Genomic DNA, 17550 nt, shown 5'->3' with positions numbered 1-17550 from the left:
GATGCCACCGGCCGATCACGTATCGGCCGGTCAAGGCCGGGCTCAGTACCCCTGGCCGACCAGAAAGGAGTCGAAGTCCAGCGCCAGGGACCGGGCCTCGGTCACGGGGGCTCCGCTGTCCCCGTCCACCAGCACGAACGTGCAGATGCCCTGGGCAGTCCGGACGACCCACATGGCGCGGTCTCCGTCCCGTAGCAGAGCGAGCTCCAGCTCACTCCCGGTGACGACATCGCTGATCACCTCACGGCTCTCACGTCGCCAGAGCGTGCCCGCGATGTGGAGGCCCCGAGGGTGAACGGCCTCCTCGCACACGGTGCACAAGGCCTCGACATCATCCGGGACCACGCTTTCAGCGTCGTACGGCATCGAGCGGAAGTACGGCTGGCCGTCCTCGTCACCCCGCCCCACGACGGCGAAGAAGCCGGCCTCGGCGGAGAACGCGGCGGCTGCCAGGACAGGCGAGCCCTTCTCGTCCAGAGCCAGATGCGTGCGCAGGACCTCGTTCCACTCTTCGGTAACCGGAGACATCAGTGCGTTTCTCCCTCTCGTCGTCGCCGGGGGAGCTTCCCTGCCCGGCCCAGGATCTCCTGCCCCGCCATTTCCCGGTCAGACCGGGAGAAAGCAGCGGGCAGCGGGCAGCGCACAGTGACGGCGGAGGACAGGTGACCCAAGAGGTTTCGGCCGATGTCCGGTGTGCCCGCGTCCTGACGCGGAGTTCCGGCACGTGCGGGGACGGTTCAGCCCTGTTTGCGCTCTTCCCGGCGCAGCCGTTCGCGCTCCTTCTCGGAGAGCCCGCCCCAGACGCCGAACCGCTCGTCGTTGGCGAGTGCGTACTCCAGACAGGCCACACGTCCCTCACACGCTCCGCAGAGCTGCTTGGCCTCGCGCGTCGAACTGCCCGGGGCAGGGAAGAAGAACTCGGGTCCGGCCTGCGCGCACAACGCGGTCTCTTGCCAGTCGAGCGCGTCCTCGGTCACCGTATTGATCAGCATGGGTCACACGGTGCACGGGTTCGATAAACGACTGATCAACGAACCGTCAATCACCCGGCGGACCCTTGCTTCTACTGCCGCGGCTGGGGCTTCATCAGCGCGAAGACCGCTCCGAACGGGTCGGTGACGTTGGCCATGGTGCCGACGCCCGGCACCTCCATCGCGGGCAGCGCCTCCGCACCGCCGAGCCGCTTGGCGGCGTCCACCGCGGCCTGCACGTCCTCGACCTGGAAGTACGGCATCCAGTGCGGCCCGCGCGCCGCCTCGGCCGGGACGTCACCCATCGTGACGAGGCCGCCGAAGGAGCGCTCGGGGCCGGTGTCGGCGGGGTGGACCGTCGTGTAGACGTACTCGGTGCCCTCCACCTTCATCGCGTCGGTCTTCCAGCCGAAGACCTCGCCGAAGAACGCGGCCGCCGCCGGGACATCCGGGGTGTACAGCTCGGCCCACAGGAGCGAGCCCGGCTGCTGGACGACGCCGAGGCCCGGGTTCTGCCGGGGCTGCCATACGCCGAAATAGGCTCCGGCCGGGTCGGTGAAGCCGCCCATGCGGCCGTAGTCCAGGACGTCCATCGGCTCGAAGGCGGAACGACCGCCGGCCTGGTTCACCAGCCGGGCGATGGCGTCGGCGTCGGGCGACCGGAAGTAGAGGGACCAGGCGCTGGCGGACTGCTCCTCGGGGACGGCCATGACACCGCCGACGGTGTGGCCGTCCAGGGTGAACATCCCGTACCCCCCGACCTCGTCGCCGCCCGGGACGTGTTCCCAGCCCAGGAGGCCCCCGTAGAAGGCGGCGGCCCCGTCGACATCGGGCGTGCCGAGATCGACCCAGTTGGGTGCTCCGTCGGGGAAGGTGGGGTTGAGCATGGCGTGCTCCTTCGGCGGATCACTTGACCCCGCGCGCACGCGGCGGCGCGGGGGCTGTTCCCTGTCCCGTCGAGTCTCGCACCGGCCGTCGGCCACCGCAGTCCGCGCGGGGCCGACCGGGGCCGCACCTCGCTTCTCCGCAGGTCGGCGGCGTACCTCCGAGGCCGGGGGGACCGTCTCCAGTTCTGACTGCCCGCGCGATCACGTCTCAGTAGGACGGGACCAAGGTGGACAGGAAGAACCGGTGCCCCGGCAGCCGCCTGCGGTGCAGGCAGCCACAGCTGTACACCGCGGCCGTCACCGACGTCGGACAGTCCCAGCCTGCCCGCCGGGCAGCCTGAAAGAAGCCGACCGTCCAAGAGCTGTCATGGCCCGATACACGACTCGCCGGGCATGCCCACGCCGTCCCCCTGATCGCCGGAGGGGGTGCGATCGGGGCTGAGGATCAGGCGCGCCGACACCGAAGACGCGCTCGTCGTCGGCTACCTCGGACCACGGCGCCGGTACACGGCGGTCACGCCGCGGTGGGCGGCCCGTCGGCCGAGCCGGAGGCCCTGTGGCCGGGTGGAACGCCTGGGCGTGCTGATGTCCCGGGTGCGGGGGATCATCGGGGCATGAGTGGTGATGGTCTCCTGCCGTCGTCCGGAGAGTGGGGCGGGCGGAGGCGATCGGCGGCGGACGATGCCATGCCGTCGGCCTGGATCCCGGGCTCGTCAGCCCCATGGCGGAGGGCACTGCCGTGAACGAGGAGCAGCTCCTCCGTCGGTACCGGGCAGTCATGGGGGCCCTACCGCAGTCGGTGTGGGTGATGTCGTCCAGCGGTGACGTCTCCGTACTGTCCCGCGGCGGGATCGCCGAGACGCTGTGGACTCCCGGCACCGCTACCTCGTGGATGGACGCCGTGCATCCCAAGGACCGGGACTGGTTCCAACGTGCATGGCGCAGGGCCACCCGCGAGCGGTCGACGCTCGACGCGATCGTCAGGGTGCGGCTCGACGGAGCCGTCGACCGCTTTCGCCACGTCAAGATCATCGCTGCGCCCGCCACCGACGAGAACGGGGAAGTGGAGTTTGTCGGAACTGCCACCGACGCCGAGCAGCATTGGCGTGCCCGTATGCGGGAGAAGTTGCTGGCACGTATGGCGGCGGTACCCGCGGCCCGCGATCTTTCGGAGGCTTTCCTGACGACCGCTGCGGCCGTCGTGCCCGAGCTCGCCGACGCAGTGGCCATCTTCCGCGTAGCGGACGGCGTCGAAGCGGGTGTGCAGCCTACCCGCGCATCCAACCCAACGCCGCCGGAGCGTGTGGGGCTTGCCCCCGGCCTGCCTTCCCTGCCCCCTCTGGACGCCGATTTCATGCTGGGGCCGGTCGCCCAGCGGGCCATCAGGAGCCAGGAGGCCCGGCTGCTGGTCTTCCCGCCCGACGGGCCGCCCGACGAAGGGCTCTCGAACGTTTCCGTACGGTGGCTGCGCGAGGCCGGAGCGACCGGTATGGCGTTGGTGCCCGTGGTGGTGGACGGCCGGACCGTCGCGCTGGCGACGATCGCGACCTGCCGGGGCAACCCGCCCCCGGACGAGGCCGACCTCTCACTGCTGCGGGACGTCTTCCAGCAGATGAGCGGGCCGCTGCGCCGGACGATGGAGTTGCAGAGCATCCGCGGTAAGGCGCTCGCGCTGCAGCAGTCGTTCCTGGCGGCCCCGCCGACCATCGACGGTCTCACGATCACCGCGCTCTACCATCCGGCGGATTCGGCGGCGGAGGTCGGCGGGGACTGGTACGACGCCGTCCGGCTCTCCGCCGACGCCCTCGCCCTGTCCATCGGCGATATCGCGGGGCACGACCTCGACGCGGCCATGGCGATGGGACGCGTCAACAGCATCCTGCGGGGACTCGCCTACGACCGCGGCCCGGCCGCCAGTCCGGCGTCCACGCTGGGTCGTCTCGACCGCATCGTGCAGGCGCTCGACAGTCCTTCGATGGTCACGGCGGTGCACGCGGTCCTGCGCCGGCGGATGCACGGTCGCTGGCACATCGCCCTGTCCAACGCCGGGCATCCGCCGCCCCTGGTTATCCCGGCGGACGCCCCATCGCAGTATCTGAACGGCCTCACGGCCCCGGACCCGCCCTTGTGTGTCACCGACTCCCTCGCCCGCACCACCCTCGACGCGGACCTGCACGCAGGCGACATCCTGGTGCTCTACACCGACGGGCTGGTGGAGACGCGAGAGACGGACATCGGTGACAACCTCCGGCGGTTGCGTGAACGCTCCGACGTGCTGGCCCGCCGGGGTATGCCCCTGTCTTCCTTCATCCACAGCCTTCTGCCACCTGTGCACCACCGCCGGGACGACATCGCCATCATCGCCTTGCAGGCCCTGCCGGACTCATGACCGCGCCGCTCGCGAATTTCATCGTTTGCACCCGGAAGAGTGTCTCTATACCGTCGGAAAGGCCCGTCCTCGGAGGAGAGAGGCACCGTATGAACGCGCCGAACGACCGTCAGGGCGGACTGGCGACCTCACGCGCCCACTCCGCCCGGGTGTACGACTACATCCTGGGTGGCAAAGACCACTATCCCGTGGATGAGGAAGCGGGCGACGCCATGTGCCGACACTGGCCCGCCCTGCCCGTGCACATGATGGAGAACCGCCGGTTCATGCACCGCGCGGCGCGCTTCCTGGCAGAGGAGCGAGGCATCCGCCAGTTCCTCGACATCGGAACCGGTCTTCCGACGTCTCCCAACCTGCACGAGATCGTGCAGGAGGTGGCCCCGGAATCGCACGTGGTCTACGTCGACAACGATCCCATCGTCCTGGCTCACGCCCGCGCCCTGCTGCAGAGTTCGCCCGAGGGCGCAACCGCCTACGTGGACGCGAACATGCACGACCCCGGCACCATCCTGGACAGTCCCGAGTTCCGCGAGCTCATCGACCTGAACCGGCCCGTCGGCCTCATGGTGATCGGCATCATGCACTTCATCCTGCCGCCCGACGACCGGCGTCTGGTCCAAGACCTGCTGGACCCGCTGCCCTCCGGCAGCTACCTCGCGATGACCATCGGGACCGCGGACTTCGCGCCAGAGGAGGTGAACCGGGTCGCCCAGGAGTACCGCGAGCAAGGCATGCCCTTTGTCCTGCGGGATCTACGAACCGCCACCTCGTTCTTCGACGGCCTGGAGCTGCAGGACCCGGGGGTCACCCAGGTGCATGCCTGGCGCCCCGGCCCGGAGCAGAACGGCGTCGACAGCCGCGACATCGCCATGTACGGAGTGGTCGCCAGGAAACCGTGAAGTGGAGCGGTACATGAGATGACCGGGTGCGCTGTCCTCGCGCTCACGGCTCGCGGCACAGCGATTCAGCTCTCGGCTCTCGGCGCGGGGCAGACTGATGGCAGTTCGCTGTCTGACCGAGCAGGGCTTCGACCCGTTCGCACCGGGCTGTGAGGTCCACGCGTCCAGAAGCGGTGGGGAAGCCAGCGGGCCAGTACGAGGGTGATGGCGCCGAAGACGGTGAGAGCCTCCGGGCCGGACAACGGGAGGCCGCTGATCGTTGAAGGCATGGACTCATCGTCCGGGTGGCCGGCACCGAGCCGCACCGGCCTGACGTCGCGGTTCGGTGCGACCTGAGGCGCATACGGTGGTGCAGAGGGTCAGCCTGTGATGACGCCGTACGGCAACTCCGAGCCGGGGACGAGGCAGGTGACAGGACCGATCCGGACCGGGCCGACCCGCGAGCCGGACCAGTAGGACGGGGAACGGGCGCCGGAGCACGGTCTCTGGGCAGGCGGTCCAACCAGGGTCACCCGGAGGTGCCGCCGCTGTTTCCAATGCACACTGGGCACCAAGAGGCGTCGAGTCCTGTTTTGGAGGCAGAAGAGTGAACTCCGGCAGTGGTAAACGGCGCCTGTACGGCCGGGGCTCCGCCGGACGGCGCTCGGCCTGCGCAAACGTGCGGTTCCGCCGGAGCAAAGGCGTCTTGCCACCGGACCGCTTCACCACCCGTAGCCGACTTGCCTGGCTGAATTCCGCCAGCTCCCGCATCGGCACGACCCTGGATTTGGAGCGCACTGCTCGAGAACTCGCCGAGTTCACTGTGCCCAGTTTCGCCGACGGAGCGGCTGTGGACATCCTCGAGAGCGTTCTGCGAGGTGACGAGGGCTCCCGGCAGACCGAACCCGGCGTCCCACAGATGCGAGCCACGGCGCTGTGCGCCATCGAGGAGCTCTCCGACCTGGAGCCGACCCCGGTGGGCGAGACCTTCGTGCACGCCAAGGAGCCGCACGAAACGCTGCTCCACCGGTACGTCCTCAGGCAAGGCAAGCCTGTGCTGCTGAGCAAGGTGCGCGACGACGATTTCATCCGCGTCGCGCCCACCGCGAGCGCAGCCGCCCAGTTGCGTGCCGCCGGTGTGCACAGCTACCTGGCCGTGCCCTTGATCGCCCGTGGGCTGCTGCTCGGCAGCGCCGACTTCGTACGCGGCCGTGGAACCCCGCCGTTCTCCACGACCGACCTGGCGCTGGCGGAGCAGCTCGCCTCCAAGGCGGCGGTCTTCATCGACAACGCGCGACTGTACGGGCGGGAGCGCGAGCACGTCGTCTCGTTGCAGCGTTCCTTGCTGCCGCGCGTCACCCCGGCGACACCGGGGCTACTGGTGCACTCCGAGTACGAGCCCGCAGCGGTGCACAACGGCGTGGGCGGGGACTGGTACGACGTGATGGCCCTGCCCGGTGGACGGACGGCCCTGATGGTGGGCGATGTGATGGGGCACGGGTTGGCCGCCGCCGCGACCATGGGGCGCCTGCGGACGGTGGCCCGCGCGCTGATGACCCTGGACATGGCCCCTGAGCGGATCCTCGCGCGGCTCGACCTGGCCACCCGTGACCTGGAGGACGAGCAGGTCTCCACCTGCCTGTGCGCGGTCTACGACCCAGCCGACTCCACTTACACGCTGGCGAGCGCCGGGCATCTGCCACCCCTGCTCCTCGACGGTCACGGAGCCGCCGACCTCGTCCCTGTGCCGACCGGCGCTCCACTGGGGGCGGGCGTGATCCCGTACGACCCCCTGCGACTGCGCGTCCCGGACGGTGCCCACCTGGTCATGTACACAGACGGCCTGATCAAGTCCCGGGACGCCGATGTGGACGCCCAGTTGGACCGGCTGCGTACGGCGGCCCTGAGCCTTCCGACCGGATCGCTGGAGAAGGGCGGTCTGGTGGAACGCGCCCCGGCCGCCGCCGCCCGGTTCGACGAGGCGGTGCTCCTCGTCACCACGAGCGCCGCGCTCCCGGCGGGGGATCTGAAGGTGTGGGAGCTTCCCCAGGACGGCCGGGCCGCCTCGGCCGCCCGTGGTCTCGTCACCGGCCAGCTCGCGTCATGGGGCCTCGATGAGCTCGCCGACGTCTCCGAGCTCGTCGTCTCCGAACTGGTCGGCAACGCACTCCGCTACGGGAACGGCCCCGGCACGCTACGGCTGCTGCGCGGGGAACGCCTCGTGGTGGAGGTGTCGGACACCGGCCCCGACCTGCCCCAGATCCAGCACGCGGGCCTCAGCGACGAGGGCGGACGGGGCCTTCAGCTCATCAACATGCTGTGCCGCCGCTGGGGCTCGTCCCGCACGGCGACCGGCAAGATCGTCTGGGCGGAACAGAACATGCCGTCATGGGTCCTGGCTGCGCGCCGGGCGTAGCCAGGAGCGGACGCTCACTGGGGCGGGTGTGTGTCGGTGCCATGGTGCGTCCACCCGCTCCGGGGTGGCCGTCCGAAACGCCTCCGCCGGCAAGCCTCCCGGATACGTGCCGAACTCGGGGCATTTCCAGCGGTGACAGCAGGCCCAGCAGCTCACCGCATGTCGTTCCGCGCGGGCGAAGAACGCCGGATTCCGAGCGCAGTGCGAGATGACCTGCTGGATGCCGGGCGGTGAACGCGCCACGTCGGTATTCGGTTCGAGGGCCGACGGCCCAGGGGTCGGCGGTCGCACTCGCACTGACCGTCCGGGCGCCGACCGCACCGGAACTTCAGGCCGGGTCCGGACGGGCCTCAGGCGAAGTCGTCGGGGACGATGTGCATCTTCTCCGCGATCCGGGCGAGGGCCTTCTGGTCGGCGGTGCTGAGGGAATCCAGGACGAGACCGCGTACGGCGCGCAGGTGGGTGGGGGCCGCCTGGTCCACGATGTCGAAGCCCGTGTCGGTGAGTTCGGCGAGGGTGTAACGCCCGTCGGCCGGGTCAGGGCTTCGGACGACCCAGCCGCGCTGTTCACACCGTTTGATGACGTTGGACAGCCGGGAGAGGGACCCGCTGGCGAGGAAGGCGAGCTCACCCATCCGCAGCCGGCGCCGTGGGGCTTCGGAGAGATGGCTGAGCACGAGGTACTCGAACAAGGTGATGCCGTGCTCTTCCCGTAGCGGCGATTCCAGCTTGCCCGGCAGTAGCAGGACCAGGGAGATCAACCCTGTCCAGGCCGCCTTCTCCTGGCTGTCGAGCCAGCGCAGTTCCTCGTCACTCTCACGCTCGTCCCTGGCGCTCACGAACTCTCCTCCTGGGGTCACCGCTCCACGGGGAGACCCTTCTTCACTTTGCACTTGAAGTCATCTCCCGCTACAGTCACTTTACGCGTGAAGTCATGTCAGGGCAACGCACGGCCCTGGAGAGGAGAGAAGGAGCACCATGGACACGGTCACTTTCGGCATCGTTCCGGGCTATGGCGAGAAGCTTCACGATGCCCTGGGCTACAGCAGCGCCGTCCGCGTCGGAGACCGGGTCGAGATTTCCGGCCAGGCAGGTGTGGACGACGACCTGAACATTCCCGACTCACTGGAGGAGGAGATCGTCCAGGCCTTCGAGAACGTGGGACGCGCGCTCGCCACGGTCGGGGCGACCTGGCGTGACGTCATCCACGTCAACTCGTACCACAAGGTGGCCCCCGGAGAGACGGTCATCAGTGAGGACGTCAACCGCATCATGGCCGAGCAGTTCCGCCTCCGCCTGGACGGCCGCGCGCCGATCTGGACCGAAACCGGCGTCACCGTCCTCGGCCTTGCCGCCATGCGCGTGGAGATCCGCGTCACCGCGATCGCCGGCTCCGGCCATTGACACCTCACCCAGTCATTCTCCGCCCGCTCAGCAGGTATTCAGCGTTCGGAGCGGCCCCGCCGCGGCGCCGCTCCGCTGCTGAGTGACCGGACTCCGGCCATGATCAGGCAGAGGGCATCGCCACCGCGCTCACCAGCACCCACGGCGAAGGCCGGACCCTGGCCCGCCTTGCCCGCCGCGGGGCCGGCATCCTGTTCGTAACGCCTCGCGACGGAACCCCCTGCTCCTCACCGTCGGTCTGCTCACGGCCTCCGAAATCGCCCAGGACACCCCTGCCGTCACCGGGGCCACACGACGGTGAACATCCGCCACGGCCGGCCCAGGCCGGGCCTCGACCTCCTCAAGCGGGACGTGCGCAAGCCGGGGTGCGGGGACGGGGCGACGGCGTGTCCATCATGGAACACCGACTGAGCCGGCCCGTCGGATCGCCGAGGAGAAGCACCAGCGACTGGCTCGCCCCCCCTGTGTGACGGGCGGTCAGTGCTGGTGCTCTGCCGCGCCCGTGTTCTCTTCCTTGCCGTCGGCGGCCTTCTTCTCCGCCCCGCCCGCCACATGGTGCGGCTCGTACCCCGGGATCGTGCCGTCCGGCTTCTTGATCAGCAGCAGCCCGGCCATCCCCATGTCCGAGTGGCTCTGCACATGGCAGTGGTACATCCAGGCGCCCGCGCCCACGCGTTCGCCCGCGATGATCTGGAGGCCGAAGGAGTCGGCGGGCCCGCAGATCTTGTTGTCGATGACCCGGCTCGGGTCGTCGGGGCCGGTGAGCATCCCGGTCCGGTTGTCCGCCCAGCGGTGACCGTGGATGTGGAAGGTGTGGTAGTACTCGCCGTGCGTGATCATCACGAATTCGAGCCGGTCCCCCACCGTGGCCTCGAAGTTGACGCTGTTGTGGGCCGTCTTGTTGTTGATCATCATGTCGTTGAAGACGACCGTGCACGTCTGGTCGGGCAGCAGGTCGCCCTTCCTCCGCACCACGAGCGGCCCGTACAGCCCCTTGCGGATGCCGCCGGTTCCGTGGTCCGTACCGACGACATGGTCGTGGTAGTGCCAGTAGCCCGCGCTGCCCGGCTCGTACGTTCCGTCCTTCCGGCGGCCCGGCTTGTGCGTGCGCCAGGTGTACGTACGGCTGCCGCCGGCCTCGACGTGGCTCTTGTTCATCCGGGTGCCGTCGTTGGCGATGTCGTAGTCGACACCGTGGACATGGAGGCTGGCGTCCACGTCGGTGAGGTTCTCGAAGTCGATGTGCAGCGTGTCGCCTTCGTTCAGCTCGATGAGCGGGCCGGGGATCGACGCCTTGCCCTTCTCGAAGCCGTAGCCCAGCTCGCCGTTCGGCAGCTTCTCGGCGTACATCTTGATCCGGCGCACCGCTCCCCCGTCCGGGGCCGTGCGCGGCGGGTTCTCGGCGGAGCTTGCCTCCACCGCGCCGAGCGACAACGATGTCACACCGGTGGCCGCCGCGGCCGCGCCGCCGATCAGCATCCGCCGGCTGAAGGTCCTTCGGTCCATGTCGAACTCCCCACTGGGATAAGGAAACTGGCGGAGACGGAGAGCCCCGGAGCTACCGGAACGGGCCACACCGTAGCCGGGGGCCGAGCGTTTATCCACACTCAGGACAAAGTTTGTGCGATTGCTGCCATAGCTATTGGCGGACCACGAAAAGAGGTCTAGCTTCGTGCGCTGTCGCAGTCAACGCTGCAGTGACCACAGAAGGGTTGGGTGACCCACATGCACGGCGCACCGCATCACCGGTCCAGATCACGACACCGACGCGGCCTCGCGGCGGCCGTGGCGGCCGGCGCACTGACCGTGTCCTTGCTCAGCGCGGGCGGTCCGGCCAACGCGGGCACGTCGCCGGACCGGGACCTGGTCGAGAAGATGGCGACAACGTTGTCCCTACCGTCCCCGCCAGGCGCGAAGAACCAGGTGAAGGTGCTGGTCTTCCACGCGTCGGCGGCCGACGAGGCGCCGTACACGGACGCCGGGATCGCGGCGATCGAGAAGATCGGGCAGAGCGGCCCGGAGGCCGGCCGGTTCACCACCGTGGCCACCGCCAACCCGAACGTCTTCACCAACGGCAAGCGGCTCGGCTCCTTCCACGCGGTGGTCTTCCTCACCGGCGGCGGCGACGTCCTGGACCCGGAGCAGGAAGCGGGCCTGGAGGCGTACATGGAGGCGGGCGGCGGCTTCCTCGGCATCCATGACGCGGCGCGCACCGAGCCGTACTCGGACTGGTTCACCGGCCTGGTCGGCGCCCGTCCGGCGGCGAACAGCCCGACCGCCGTGCAGCGCGCGACCGTCGAGATCGGCGACCGGGTCCACCCGGCAACCAAGAGCCTGCCGCTGGAGTGGAAGCGTCCCGACAAGTGGCTGAACTGGACGAAGAACCCGTCCGGTGAGGTCCACACCGTGGCGCGCGTACGGGAGTTGACGTACAAGCCGGGCGCGAGCGCCAACGGCTGGGACCACCCGGTCTCCTGGTGCCGCGACTACGACGGCGGGCGCTCCTTCTACACGGCGATGGGCGGTACGGCGGACAGCTTCGCCGAGACCGACTTCCGCGACCACCTGCGCGGCGCCCTCGCCTGGACGAACCGGACCTCGCAGGCCGACTGCAAGGCGACCATCACCTCCAACTACGCGGCCGAGCGCCTGACCCAGCCCAACCAGCCGGGCCAGAACGACCAGATCGGTGAGCCGCACGGGCTCGTCACCGCTCCGGACGGCAAGGTCTTCTACATCGGGCGCGGCGGCGCCGCGAGCGGTGTCCCGGTCGTCACCGACTGGAACAACCCGAACATCGGCAAGGGCAAGGGCGAGATCCACGTCTACAACCCGGAGACCAAGAAGGTCACCCTCGCCGGTGCGCTGGACGTCTTCGGCAACAAGGGCGGCGGCGACGAGCTGACCAAGAACGAGGAGGGGTTGCTCGGGATCGAGCTGGACCCGGACTTCGCCTCCAACGGCTGGGTCTATCTGCACTACACCCCGCACGCGAAGATCGACCGGGACAAGCACATGGCGACCCGTCAGGTCTCGCGCTTCACCTACGATTCGGCGTCCGGGAAGCTGGACCTCGCCTCGGAGAAGGTGCTGCTCGGCTGGCCGGTGCAGATCCACAGCTGCTGCCACGCGGGCGGCGGTATGGCGTGGGACTCGAAGGACAACCTCTACATCGCGACCGGTGACACCAACTCCTCCGGTTTCAGCAGCGGTTACTCCGGCAACAACCCGGAGCCGAACTTCAAGGGCGTCTCCTTCGCCGACGCCCGCCGCACCTCGGGCAACACCAACAACCTCAACGGCAAGATCCTCCGCATCCACCCGGAGGACGACGGTACGTACACCCTCCCGTCCGGCAACCTCTTCACCGGCAAGGAGCCGGACGAGGGCGGCGGGAAGACCCGGGGCGAGATCTATGTGATGGGCGTGCGCAACCCGGCCCGGATCTCGATCGACCCCGCCACGGATACGCTGTACGCCGGCTGGGTCGGCCCCGACGCGGGCTCGGCCTCCACCACCTGGGGCCCGGCGAAGTACGACACGTTCGCCGCGATCACCAAGGCGGGCAACCACGGATGGCCGTTCTGCATGGGCAACAACCAGCCCTACCGGGACCGCAATCTGCCCGACCCGTCGAAGCCGCTAGGCTGGTACGACTGCAAGGCCCCGAAGAACGAGTCGCCGAACAACGACGGCCTGGTCAAGCTGCCGCCGGTGACCCCGAACACCATCTGGTACTCACCGCAGGGCGGCGGGGTCGACTACCCGCGCGACGCCAACGGTGTGCCGAGCTACAAGGCCGAGGAGCAGAAGGAGTTGCTGCCCTGGCTGAAGGGCGGCGGCCAGGCGACCATGAACGGCCCGGTCTACCGCTACAACGCGCAGAGCGAGTCGGCGGCGAAGTGGCCCGCGTACTGGGACGGCAAGTGGTTCGTCGGTGACTTCTACGACGACACGCAGCCGCGCCACGCGGTGATCACCGACCCGAAGACGGTCGGCAAGGGTGGACTGCCGGTGCACGCCGAGTCGTTGAAGAAGATCATCCCGGTGGGCAACGACGGCATCCGCAACCTCATGGACTGGAAGTTCGCACCGGACGGTTCACTCTACGTCCTGGACTACGGGCGCGGCTTCTTCACCTCCGACGCCAAGTCCGCGCTGTGGCGCGTGACCTACAAGGGCGGCGCGGCGACTCCGGCCGTCAAGGACCTGGTTGGAAAGGCGGCAGCGCAGTGAGACACCCCACGTACCTCGCCCGGCGGCGGCATCGGCCGCCCAGTTTCTGGGTGGCCCTGATGGCCTCCCTGCTCATGGTCCTCGGACTGACCTCGACGGCCGCGTACGGCAAGGGAGATGACGCTCCCGCCGCCCAGGCCGCCGACCAGGTGCTGACCTGGACGGCGGGCGACCCGATCGACCGCTATCTCACCGCTCCGCAGACGGCGGTGGCCGGCAAGGCGACGATCGTCTTCGAGAACAGCACGGCCACCGGCAACACCACGAGCATGCCGCACACGCTGACGTTCAGCGTCTCGGACCCGGAGCACAACAACGACGTCCAGGTGAACATCCTGGCCAACCCCGGTGACTCCGAAGGCGGCAAGCACAGCGTGGAGGTCACGCTGACGCCGGGCACGTACCTCTACTACTGCACGATCCCGGGCCACGGCGAGATGAAGGGCGTCCTGACCGTCACCGAGGGCGGTGGCGAGGAGGACACCGAGGCCCCGGCGACCTCGGCGAAGGTCGACGGCGACCAGAACGGCGACGGCGCGTACATCGGCCAGGCCACGGTCACCGTCGAAGCCACCGACGCGGGCTCCGGCGTCGACACCGTCGAGTACGCACTCGGCGCCGACGGTGCCTGGCAGCCGTACACCGCGCCCGTCGTGGTGAACGAGGTCGGCGAGCACACGGTCCGCTACCGGGCCACCGACAAGGCGGGCAACGCGGCGGCGGAGAAATCCGTCGACTTCGCGGTCGCCGCGCCGCCCACCGACGACGAGACGCCGCCGGAGACCTCGGCGACCGTCTCGGGTGAACAGGACGGCGACGGAGCCTACTTGGGCATGGCCACGGTCACCGTGACCGCGTCCGACACCGGGTCCGGCGTCAACACCATCGAGTACGCGCTCGGTGCGGACGGCGCGTGGCAGCCGTACACCGCACCGGTGATGGTCCACGAGGTGGGCGAGCACACCGTCCGCTACCGGGCCACCGACCGGTCGGGGAACGTCGCGGACGAGAAGTCCGTCGCGTTCACCGTCGTCGAGCCGCCGTCGCAGGACAAGACGGCGCCGGAGACCTCGGTGAAGCTGGAGGGGAACAAGAACTCCGACGGCGCGTTCATCACCAGCGCCAAGGCCACCGTCACCGCGACCGACGACGACTCGGGCGTGGAGAAGGTGGAGTACAGCCTGGACGGCGGCCCCTACCTCGCGTACACCACCCCCGTGATCGTCGACCGGGTCGGCCACCACACGGTGGCGCACCGGGCGACGGACAAGGCGGGCAACACCTCCGAGGCGAAGAGGGTGTCGTTCACCATCGCCCAGGGCGGCGGGGTCCCGGCGCCGAACTGCGCGGAGTTCGACGAGCGGCACACCGTCTTCGTCGGCACGGTCGACACGGGCGTCCCGAACCGGATCACCCGTAACCGCTGCACGATCAACGAGCTGATCGAGGACGAGAAGGACTGGTCCTCGCACGCGCTGTTCCTCAAGCACGTGACGGCGGTGCTCGACAAGCTGAAGACCGACGGCGTCATCGACCAGCGCGAGCGCAAGGCCATCAACCAGGCCGCCAAGCAGTCGGGCATCGGCAAGCCGGGCCAGTCCGAGGGGTACACCAAGCTCTTCGACGGCACGGCGGCCTCGCTCGCCAAGTGGCAGCACGTGGGCGGCGGGCAGTTCGGGCTGAACGAGGAGGAGGAGTCCATCACCAGCTCCACCACGGTCGGCGGCATGGGCATGCTCTGGTTCCCGACCCGTGCGTACGGTGACTTCTCGCTGAAGCTCCAGTGGCGGGACGACGCCCCGGGCTCGGGCAACGCCAACGGCGGGGTCTTCGTCCGCTTCCCGAAGGTCCACGACCACCCGGAGGAGTCGCGTCCGGAGTGGGTCGCCATCAAGTACGGCCATGAGATCCAGGTCAACGACCGGCCGGACGGCGACATGTACAAGACCGGTTCGGTGTACGGCTTCGACCGGGTGGGCCTCGGCGGCGCCGGGGTCACACCCAAGGGCACCTGGAACGACTACGAGATCAAGGTGGTCGGCCAGCATTACTCGATCTACCGCAACGGTGTCCTGATCAACGAGTTCGACAACACCGGTGGCCAGCTCTTCGAGCCGCCGCGCGGTGACGACCCGGGCACCGACGGCCGGCGGTTCGCCTCCGGTTACATCGGGCTCCAGGTCCACGGGGTCACGGACGTCATCTCGTACCGCGACATCCGGATCAAGGAGCTGTAAGCCGTACGGGATGCTGTAAGCCGTACGGAAAGGTCTCAGGAGGCCGTGGCCGCATGCTCGGGCGTGCGGGCGCGGCCTCCTGGGTGCCGGTGGCGCCACACCCAGAACACCGTGCAGGAGACCAGCGCCCAGGCGGCGAGCACCAGGTACGGGAAGACGAACTGGTGGCCCTGGTAGTAGACGGCGGTGTGCTGCGCGTTTACCGAGGCGCCCGGCGGCAGCCAGCGCCCGATGTGCCCGAGCACGGACGGCAGCAGCGGCCAGGAGACCGCGCCGCCGGAGGACGGGTTGCCGAGCAGCACCATGACGCCCCAGGTCGGGATCATCGCCCAGCGGCCCATCAGGGTGTTGAACATGGTGAACACCATGCCGGAGGTGAACATCGTGAACGCCAGGATCAGCCAGGACTGGACGAACGGCAGGTCGATGGCGCCGAGCCACCAGTCCACGGCCGCCGCGATCGCGAAGCCGCCGAGCAGGGCGTACGCGGCGGTGAACGCGATGCGCTCCGCCGGGTTGAGGCCGTGCGCGTGGACGCTGAGCTGGATCGCGCCGAGGAAGCCCATGATGACGGCGGCCAGCGAGATGTAGAACAGCGCGAGCCCGCGCGGGTCGCCCCGCTGGAGCGGCTTGACGTCCCGGACGGTGACCTCGACCCCGGTGGCATCACCCACTTCGAGCCCCGCCTTGCCGAGCAGTTCGGCCACGGAGGCACCGGACGCCCCGGCCACGTCGAGCGCAACGCCGGTGTCGGAGGCGCGGACGATGGCGAAGACCTTCTGTTCGTCCAGGGCGCGGCGGGCCTCGGCGACGTCCGGATAGTCGCGCAGTTCGAGCGAGGCGTCGAGCGCCTTCTCCATCCCGGTGACGAACGCCTCCCCGCGCTCCACCTCCGGCTGGGTGACCAGGGCGGCCGGGATGCGGTGCGGAGTGGGTTTGGCCATCGCGTACGTGTAGGAGCCGGCGAAGAGTCCGGCCGCGGCGGCCACGATGAGGACCAGGACGGTCGCCGGGAGGAACGGGCTGTTCTTGTACGCCTCCCAGCGCTCGCGCAACGTCAGCGGTCGGCCGTGGGCCCCGTGCTTCTCACCGCTGCCGCTCACGCGGGATCGTCACCGTCGTCGTGGCGTGCGCGGCTGGGCTGCACCCGCTTCGGTTCGCCGGGCATCTTCGGGTACTCCGGCGGGTACGGCATGTCCCCGAGCCCGCGCTCCTTCTCGTCCCGGTCCGCCAGCTCCAGCAGCCCGTCCAGCCGGAACGCCTCCTGGTCCATGTCGGCGTGGACGTCACCGACCTCGGCGTACCGCACCGGCAGCGTGCGGATGTCGAAGTCGCGCGGTTCGGCGTCGTCGATCTCCTCCCAGCGCAGCGGCGCGGAGACCGGGGCGTGCGGGAAGGGGCGTACGGAGTAGGCGGAGGCGATCGTGCGGTCGCGGGCGGTCTGGTTGAAGTCGACGAAGATCCGTTCGCCGCGCTCCTCCTTCCACCAGGCCGTCGTCACCCGCTCCGGCATCCGCCGCTCCAGCTCGCGCCCGGCGGCGATGGCGGCGCGCCGGACCTCGGTGAAGGTCCAGGCGGGCTGGATGGGGACGAAGACGTGCATCCCGCGCCCGCCGGAGGTCTTGGGCCAGCCGCGTACGCCGTGGTCCTCCAGGACCGAGCGCAGCTCGTGGGCGGCGGTGACCGCGTCGGCGTAGTCGGTGCCGGGCTGCGGGTCCAGGTCGATACGGAGTTCGTCCGGGTGGTCGGTGTCCCCGGCCCGGACCGGCCAGGGGTGGAAGGTGAGGGTGCCGAGGTTGGCGGCCCAGATCACGGCGGCGAGCTCGGTGGGGCACAGCTCGTCGGCGGGGCGTCCGCTGGGGAAGGCGATGCGGGCGGTGGGGATCCACTCGGGGAGGTTCTTCGGGGCGCGCTTCTGGTAGAAGAAGTCGCCCTCGACGCCGTCCACGAACCGCTGGAGCGTGGTCGGCCGGTGGTTCAGGGCACGCGTGATCCCGGGACCCACGGCCAGGAAGTACTCCGCCACGTCCCTCTTCGTGTAGCCCTTCGCCGGGAAGTACACCTTGTCCGGGTTGGAGAGCCTCACCGCTCGTCCGCCCGCGTCCAGCTCCACCGCAGCTCCCATGACGGCC

General features: G+C 69.4%; 13 protein-coding genes. 6 read left to right on the top strand and 7 right to left on the bottom strand.

What is annotated here, in order from left to right:
• Window positions 1-42 precede the first annotated feature (42 nt).
• The 3 genes from ACQP09_RS31665 to ACQP09_RS31655 form a co-directional block, all read right to left on the bottom strand.
• Window positions 43-528, bottom strand: a complete 486-nt coding sequence (locus ACQP09_RS31665; RefSeq protein WP_433405928.1) for a hypothetical protein — start codon at window positions 526-528, stop codon at window positions 43-45.
• A 209-nt stretch (window positions 529-737) separates the two neighbouring features.
• Entirely contained in the window at window positions 738-992 is a 255-nt protein-coding gene (locus ACQP09_RS31660) for a WhiB family transcriptional regulator (protein WP_380954697.1), read from the bottom strand.
• 71 nt (window positions 993-1063) lie between these two features.
• Window positions 1064-1858, bottom strand: coding sequence for a VOC family protein (locus tag ACQP09_RS31655; protein ID WP_433405927.1), 795 nt, complete (start codon window positions 1856-1858; stop codon window positions 1064-1066).
• 739 nt (window positions 1859-2597) lie between these two features.
• Here ACQP09_RS31655 and ACQP09_RS31650 point away from each other — a divergent pair.
• From ACQP09_RS31650 to ACQP09_RS31640, 3 genes are all read left to right on the top strand, one after another.
• A complete protein-coding gene (locus tag ACQP09_RS31650) occupies window positions 2598-4247 on the top strand; it encodes a SpoIIE family protein phosphatase (protein WP_433405925.1) in 1650 nt (549 codons plus the stop codon).
• An 89-nt stretch (window positions 4248-4336) separates the two neighbouring features.
• On the top strand, window positions 4337-5146 hold the full coding sequence (locus ACQP09_RS31645; RefSeq protein WP_433405924.1) for an SAM-dependent methyltransferase: 810 nt from the start codon (window positions 4337-4339) through the stop codon (window positions 5144-5146).
• A 586-nt stretch (window positions 5147-5732) separates the two neighbouring features.
• A complete protein-coding gene (locus ACQP09_RS31640) occupies window positions 5733-7541 on the top strand; it encodes an ATP-binding SpoIIE family protein phosphatase (protein WP_433405922.1) in 1809 nt (602 codons plus the stop codon).
• Window positions 7542-7891: 350 nt separating this feature from the next.
• On the opposite strand, the gene ACQP09_RS31635 is transcribed toward ACQP09_RS31640, so the two are convergent.
• Entirely contained in the window at window positions 7892-8380 is a 489-nt protein-coding gene (locus ACQP09_RS31635; RefSeq protein WP_433405920.1) for a MarR family winged helix-turn-helix transcriptional regulator, read from the bottom strand.
• A 139-nt stretch (window positions 8381-8519) separates the two neighbouring features.
• On the opposite strand from ACQP09_RS31635, the gene ACQP09_RS31630 reads away from it, so the two are divergent.
• Complete coding sequence (locus ACQP09_RS31630) at window positions 8520-8945, top strand: Rid family hydrolase (RefSeq protein ID WP_433405918.1); 426 nt, start codon at window positions 8520-8522, stop codon at window positions 8943-8945.
• A gap of 477 nt (window positions 8946-9422) precedes the next feature.
• On the opposite strand, the gene ACQP09_RS31625 is transcribed toward ACQP09_RS31630, so the two are convergent.
• Complete coding sequence (locus tag ACQP09_RS31625) at window positions 9423-10451, bottom strand: multicopper oxidase domain-containing protein (protein ID WP_433405917.1); 1029 nt, start codon at window positions 10449-10451, stop codon at window positions 9423-9425.
• 219 nt (window positions 10452-10670) lie between these two features.
• On the opposite strand from ACQP09_RS31625, the gene ACQP09_RS31620 reads away from it, so the two are divergent.
• Both ACQP09_RS31620 and ACQP09_RS31615 read left to right on the top strand, forming a co-directional pair.
• Complete coding sequence (locus ACQP09_RS31620; RefSeq protein WP_433406832.1) at window positions 10671-13181, top strand: ThuA domain-containing protein; 2511 nt, start codon at window positions 10671-10673, stop codon at window positions 13179-13181.
• Window positions 13178-15418, top strand: a complete 2241-nt coding sequence (locus ACQP09_RS31615) for an OmpL47-type beta-barrel domain-containing protein (RefSeq protein ID WP_433405916.1) — start codon at window positions 13178-13180, stop codon at window positions 15416-15418. Before ACQP09_RS31620 ends, ACQP09_RS31615 begins: the two co-directional genes overlap by 4 nt.
• A gap of 35 nt (window positions 15419-15453) precedes the next feature.
• Here ACQP09_RS31615 and ACQP09_RS31610 read toward each other — a convergent pair whose 3' ends face one another.
• Window positions 15454-16521, bottom strand: a complete 1068-nt coding sequence (locus ACQP09_RS31610) for an ABC transporter permease (RefSeq protein ID WP_433405914.1) — start codon at window positions 16519-16521, stop codon at window positions 15454-15456.
• Window positions 16518-17543, bottom strand: a complete 1026-nt coding sequence (ligD, locus tag ACQP09_RS31605; protein WP_433405913.1) for a non-homologous end-joining DNA ligase — start codon at window positions 17541-17543, stop codon at window positions 16518-16520. Before ligD ends, ACQP09_RS31610 begins: the two co-directional genes overlap by 4 nt.
• Between the last annotated feature and the right edge of the window lie 7 nt (window positions 17544-17550).

The sequence above is a fragment of the Streptomyces sp. CA-146814 genome (genome assembly GCF_050942385.1).
In the GTDB taxonomy this organism is placed as follows: Bacteria; Actinomycetota; Actinomycetes; order Streptomycetales; family Streptomycetaceae; genus Streptomyces.
This window is presented reverse-complemented; position numbering and strand designations above follow the sequence as displayed.

What these genes read in the sequence shown, in the direction of transcription:
- ACQP09_RS31665 (WP_433405928.1), bottom strand. Translation starts at nt 528, where the DNA reads ATGTCTCCGGTTACCGAAGAGTGGAACGAGGTCCTGCGCACGCATCTG.
- ACQP09_RS31660 (WP_380954697.1), bottom strand. Translation starts at nt 992, where the DNA reads ATGCTGATCAATACGGTGACCGAGGACGCGCTCGACTGGCAAGAGACC.
- ACQP09_RS31655 (WP_433405927.1), bottom strand. Translation starts at nt 1,858, where the DNA reads ATGCTCAACCCCACCTTCCCCGACGGAGCACCCAACTGGGTCGATCTC.
- ACQP09_RS31645 (WP_433405924.1), top strand. Translation starts at nt 4,337, where the DNA reads ATGAACGCGCCGAACGACCGTCAGGGCGGACTGGCGACCTCACGCGCC.
- ACQP09_RS31630 (WP_433405918.1), top strand. Translation starts at nt 8,520, where the DNA reads ATGGACACGGTCACTTTCGGCATCGTTCCGGGCTATGGCGAGAAGCTT.
- ACQP09_RS31625 (WP_433405917.1), bottom strand. Translation starts at nt 10,451, where the DNA reads ATGGACCGAAGGACCTTCAGCCGGCGGATGCTGATCGGCGGCGCGGCC.
- ACQP09_RS31620 (WP_433406832.1), top strand. Translation starts at nt 10,671, where the DNA reads ATGCACGGCGCACCGCATCACCGGTCCAGATCACGACACCGACGCGGC.
- ligD (WP_433405913.1), bottom strand. Translation starts at nt 17,543, where the DNA reads ATGGGAGCTGCGGTGGAGCTGGACGCGGGCGGACGAGCGGTGAGGCTC.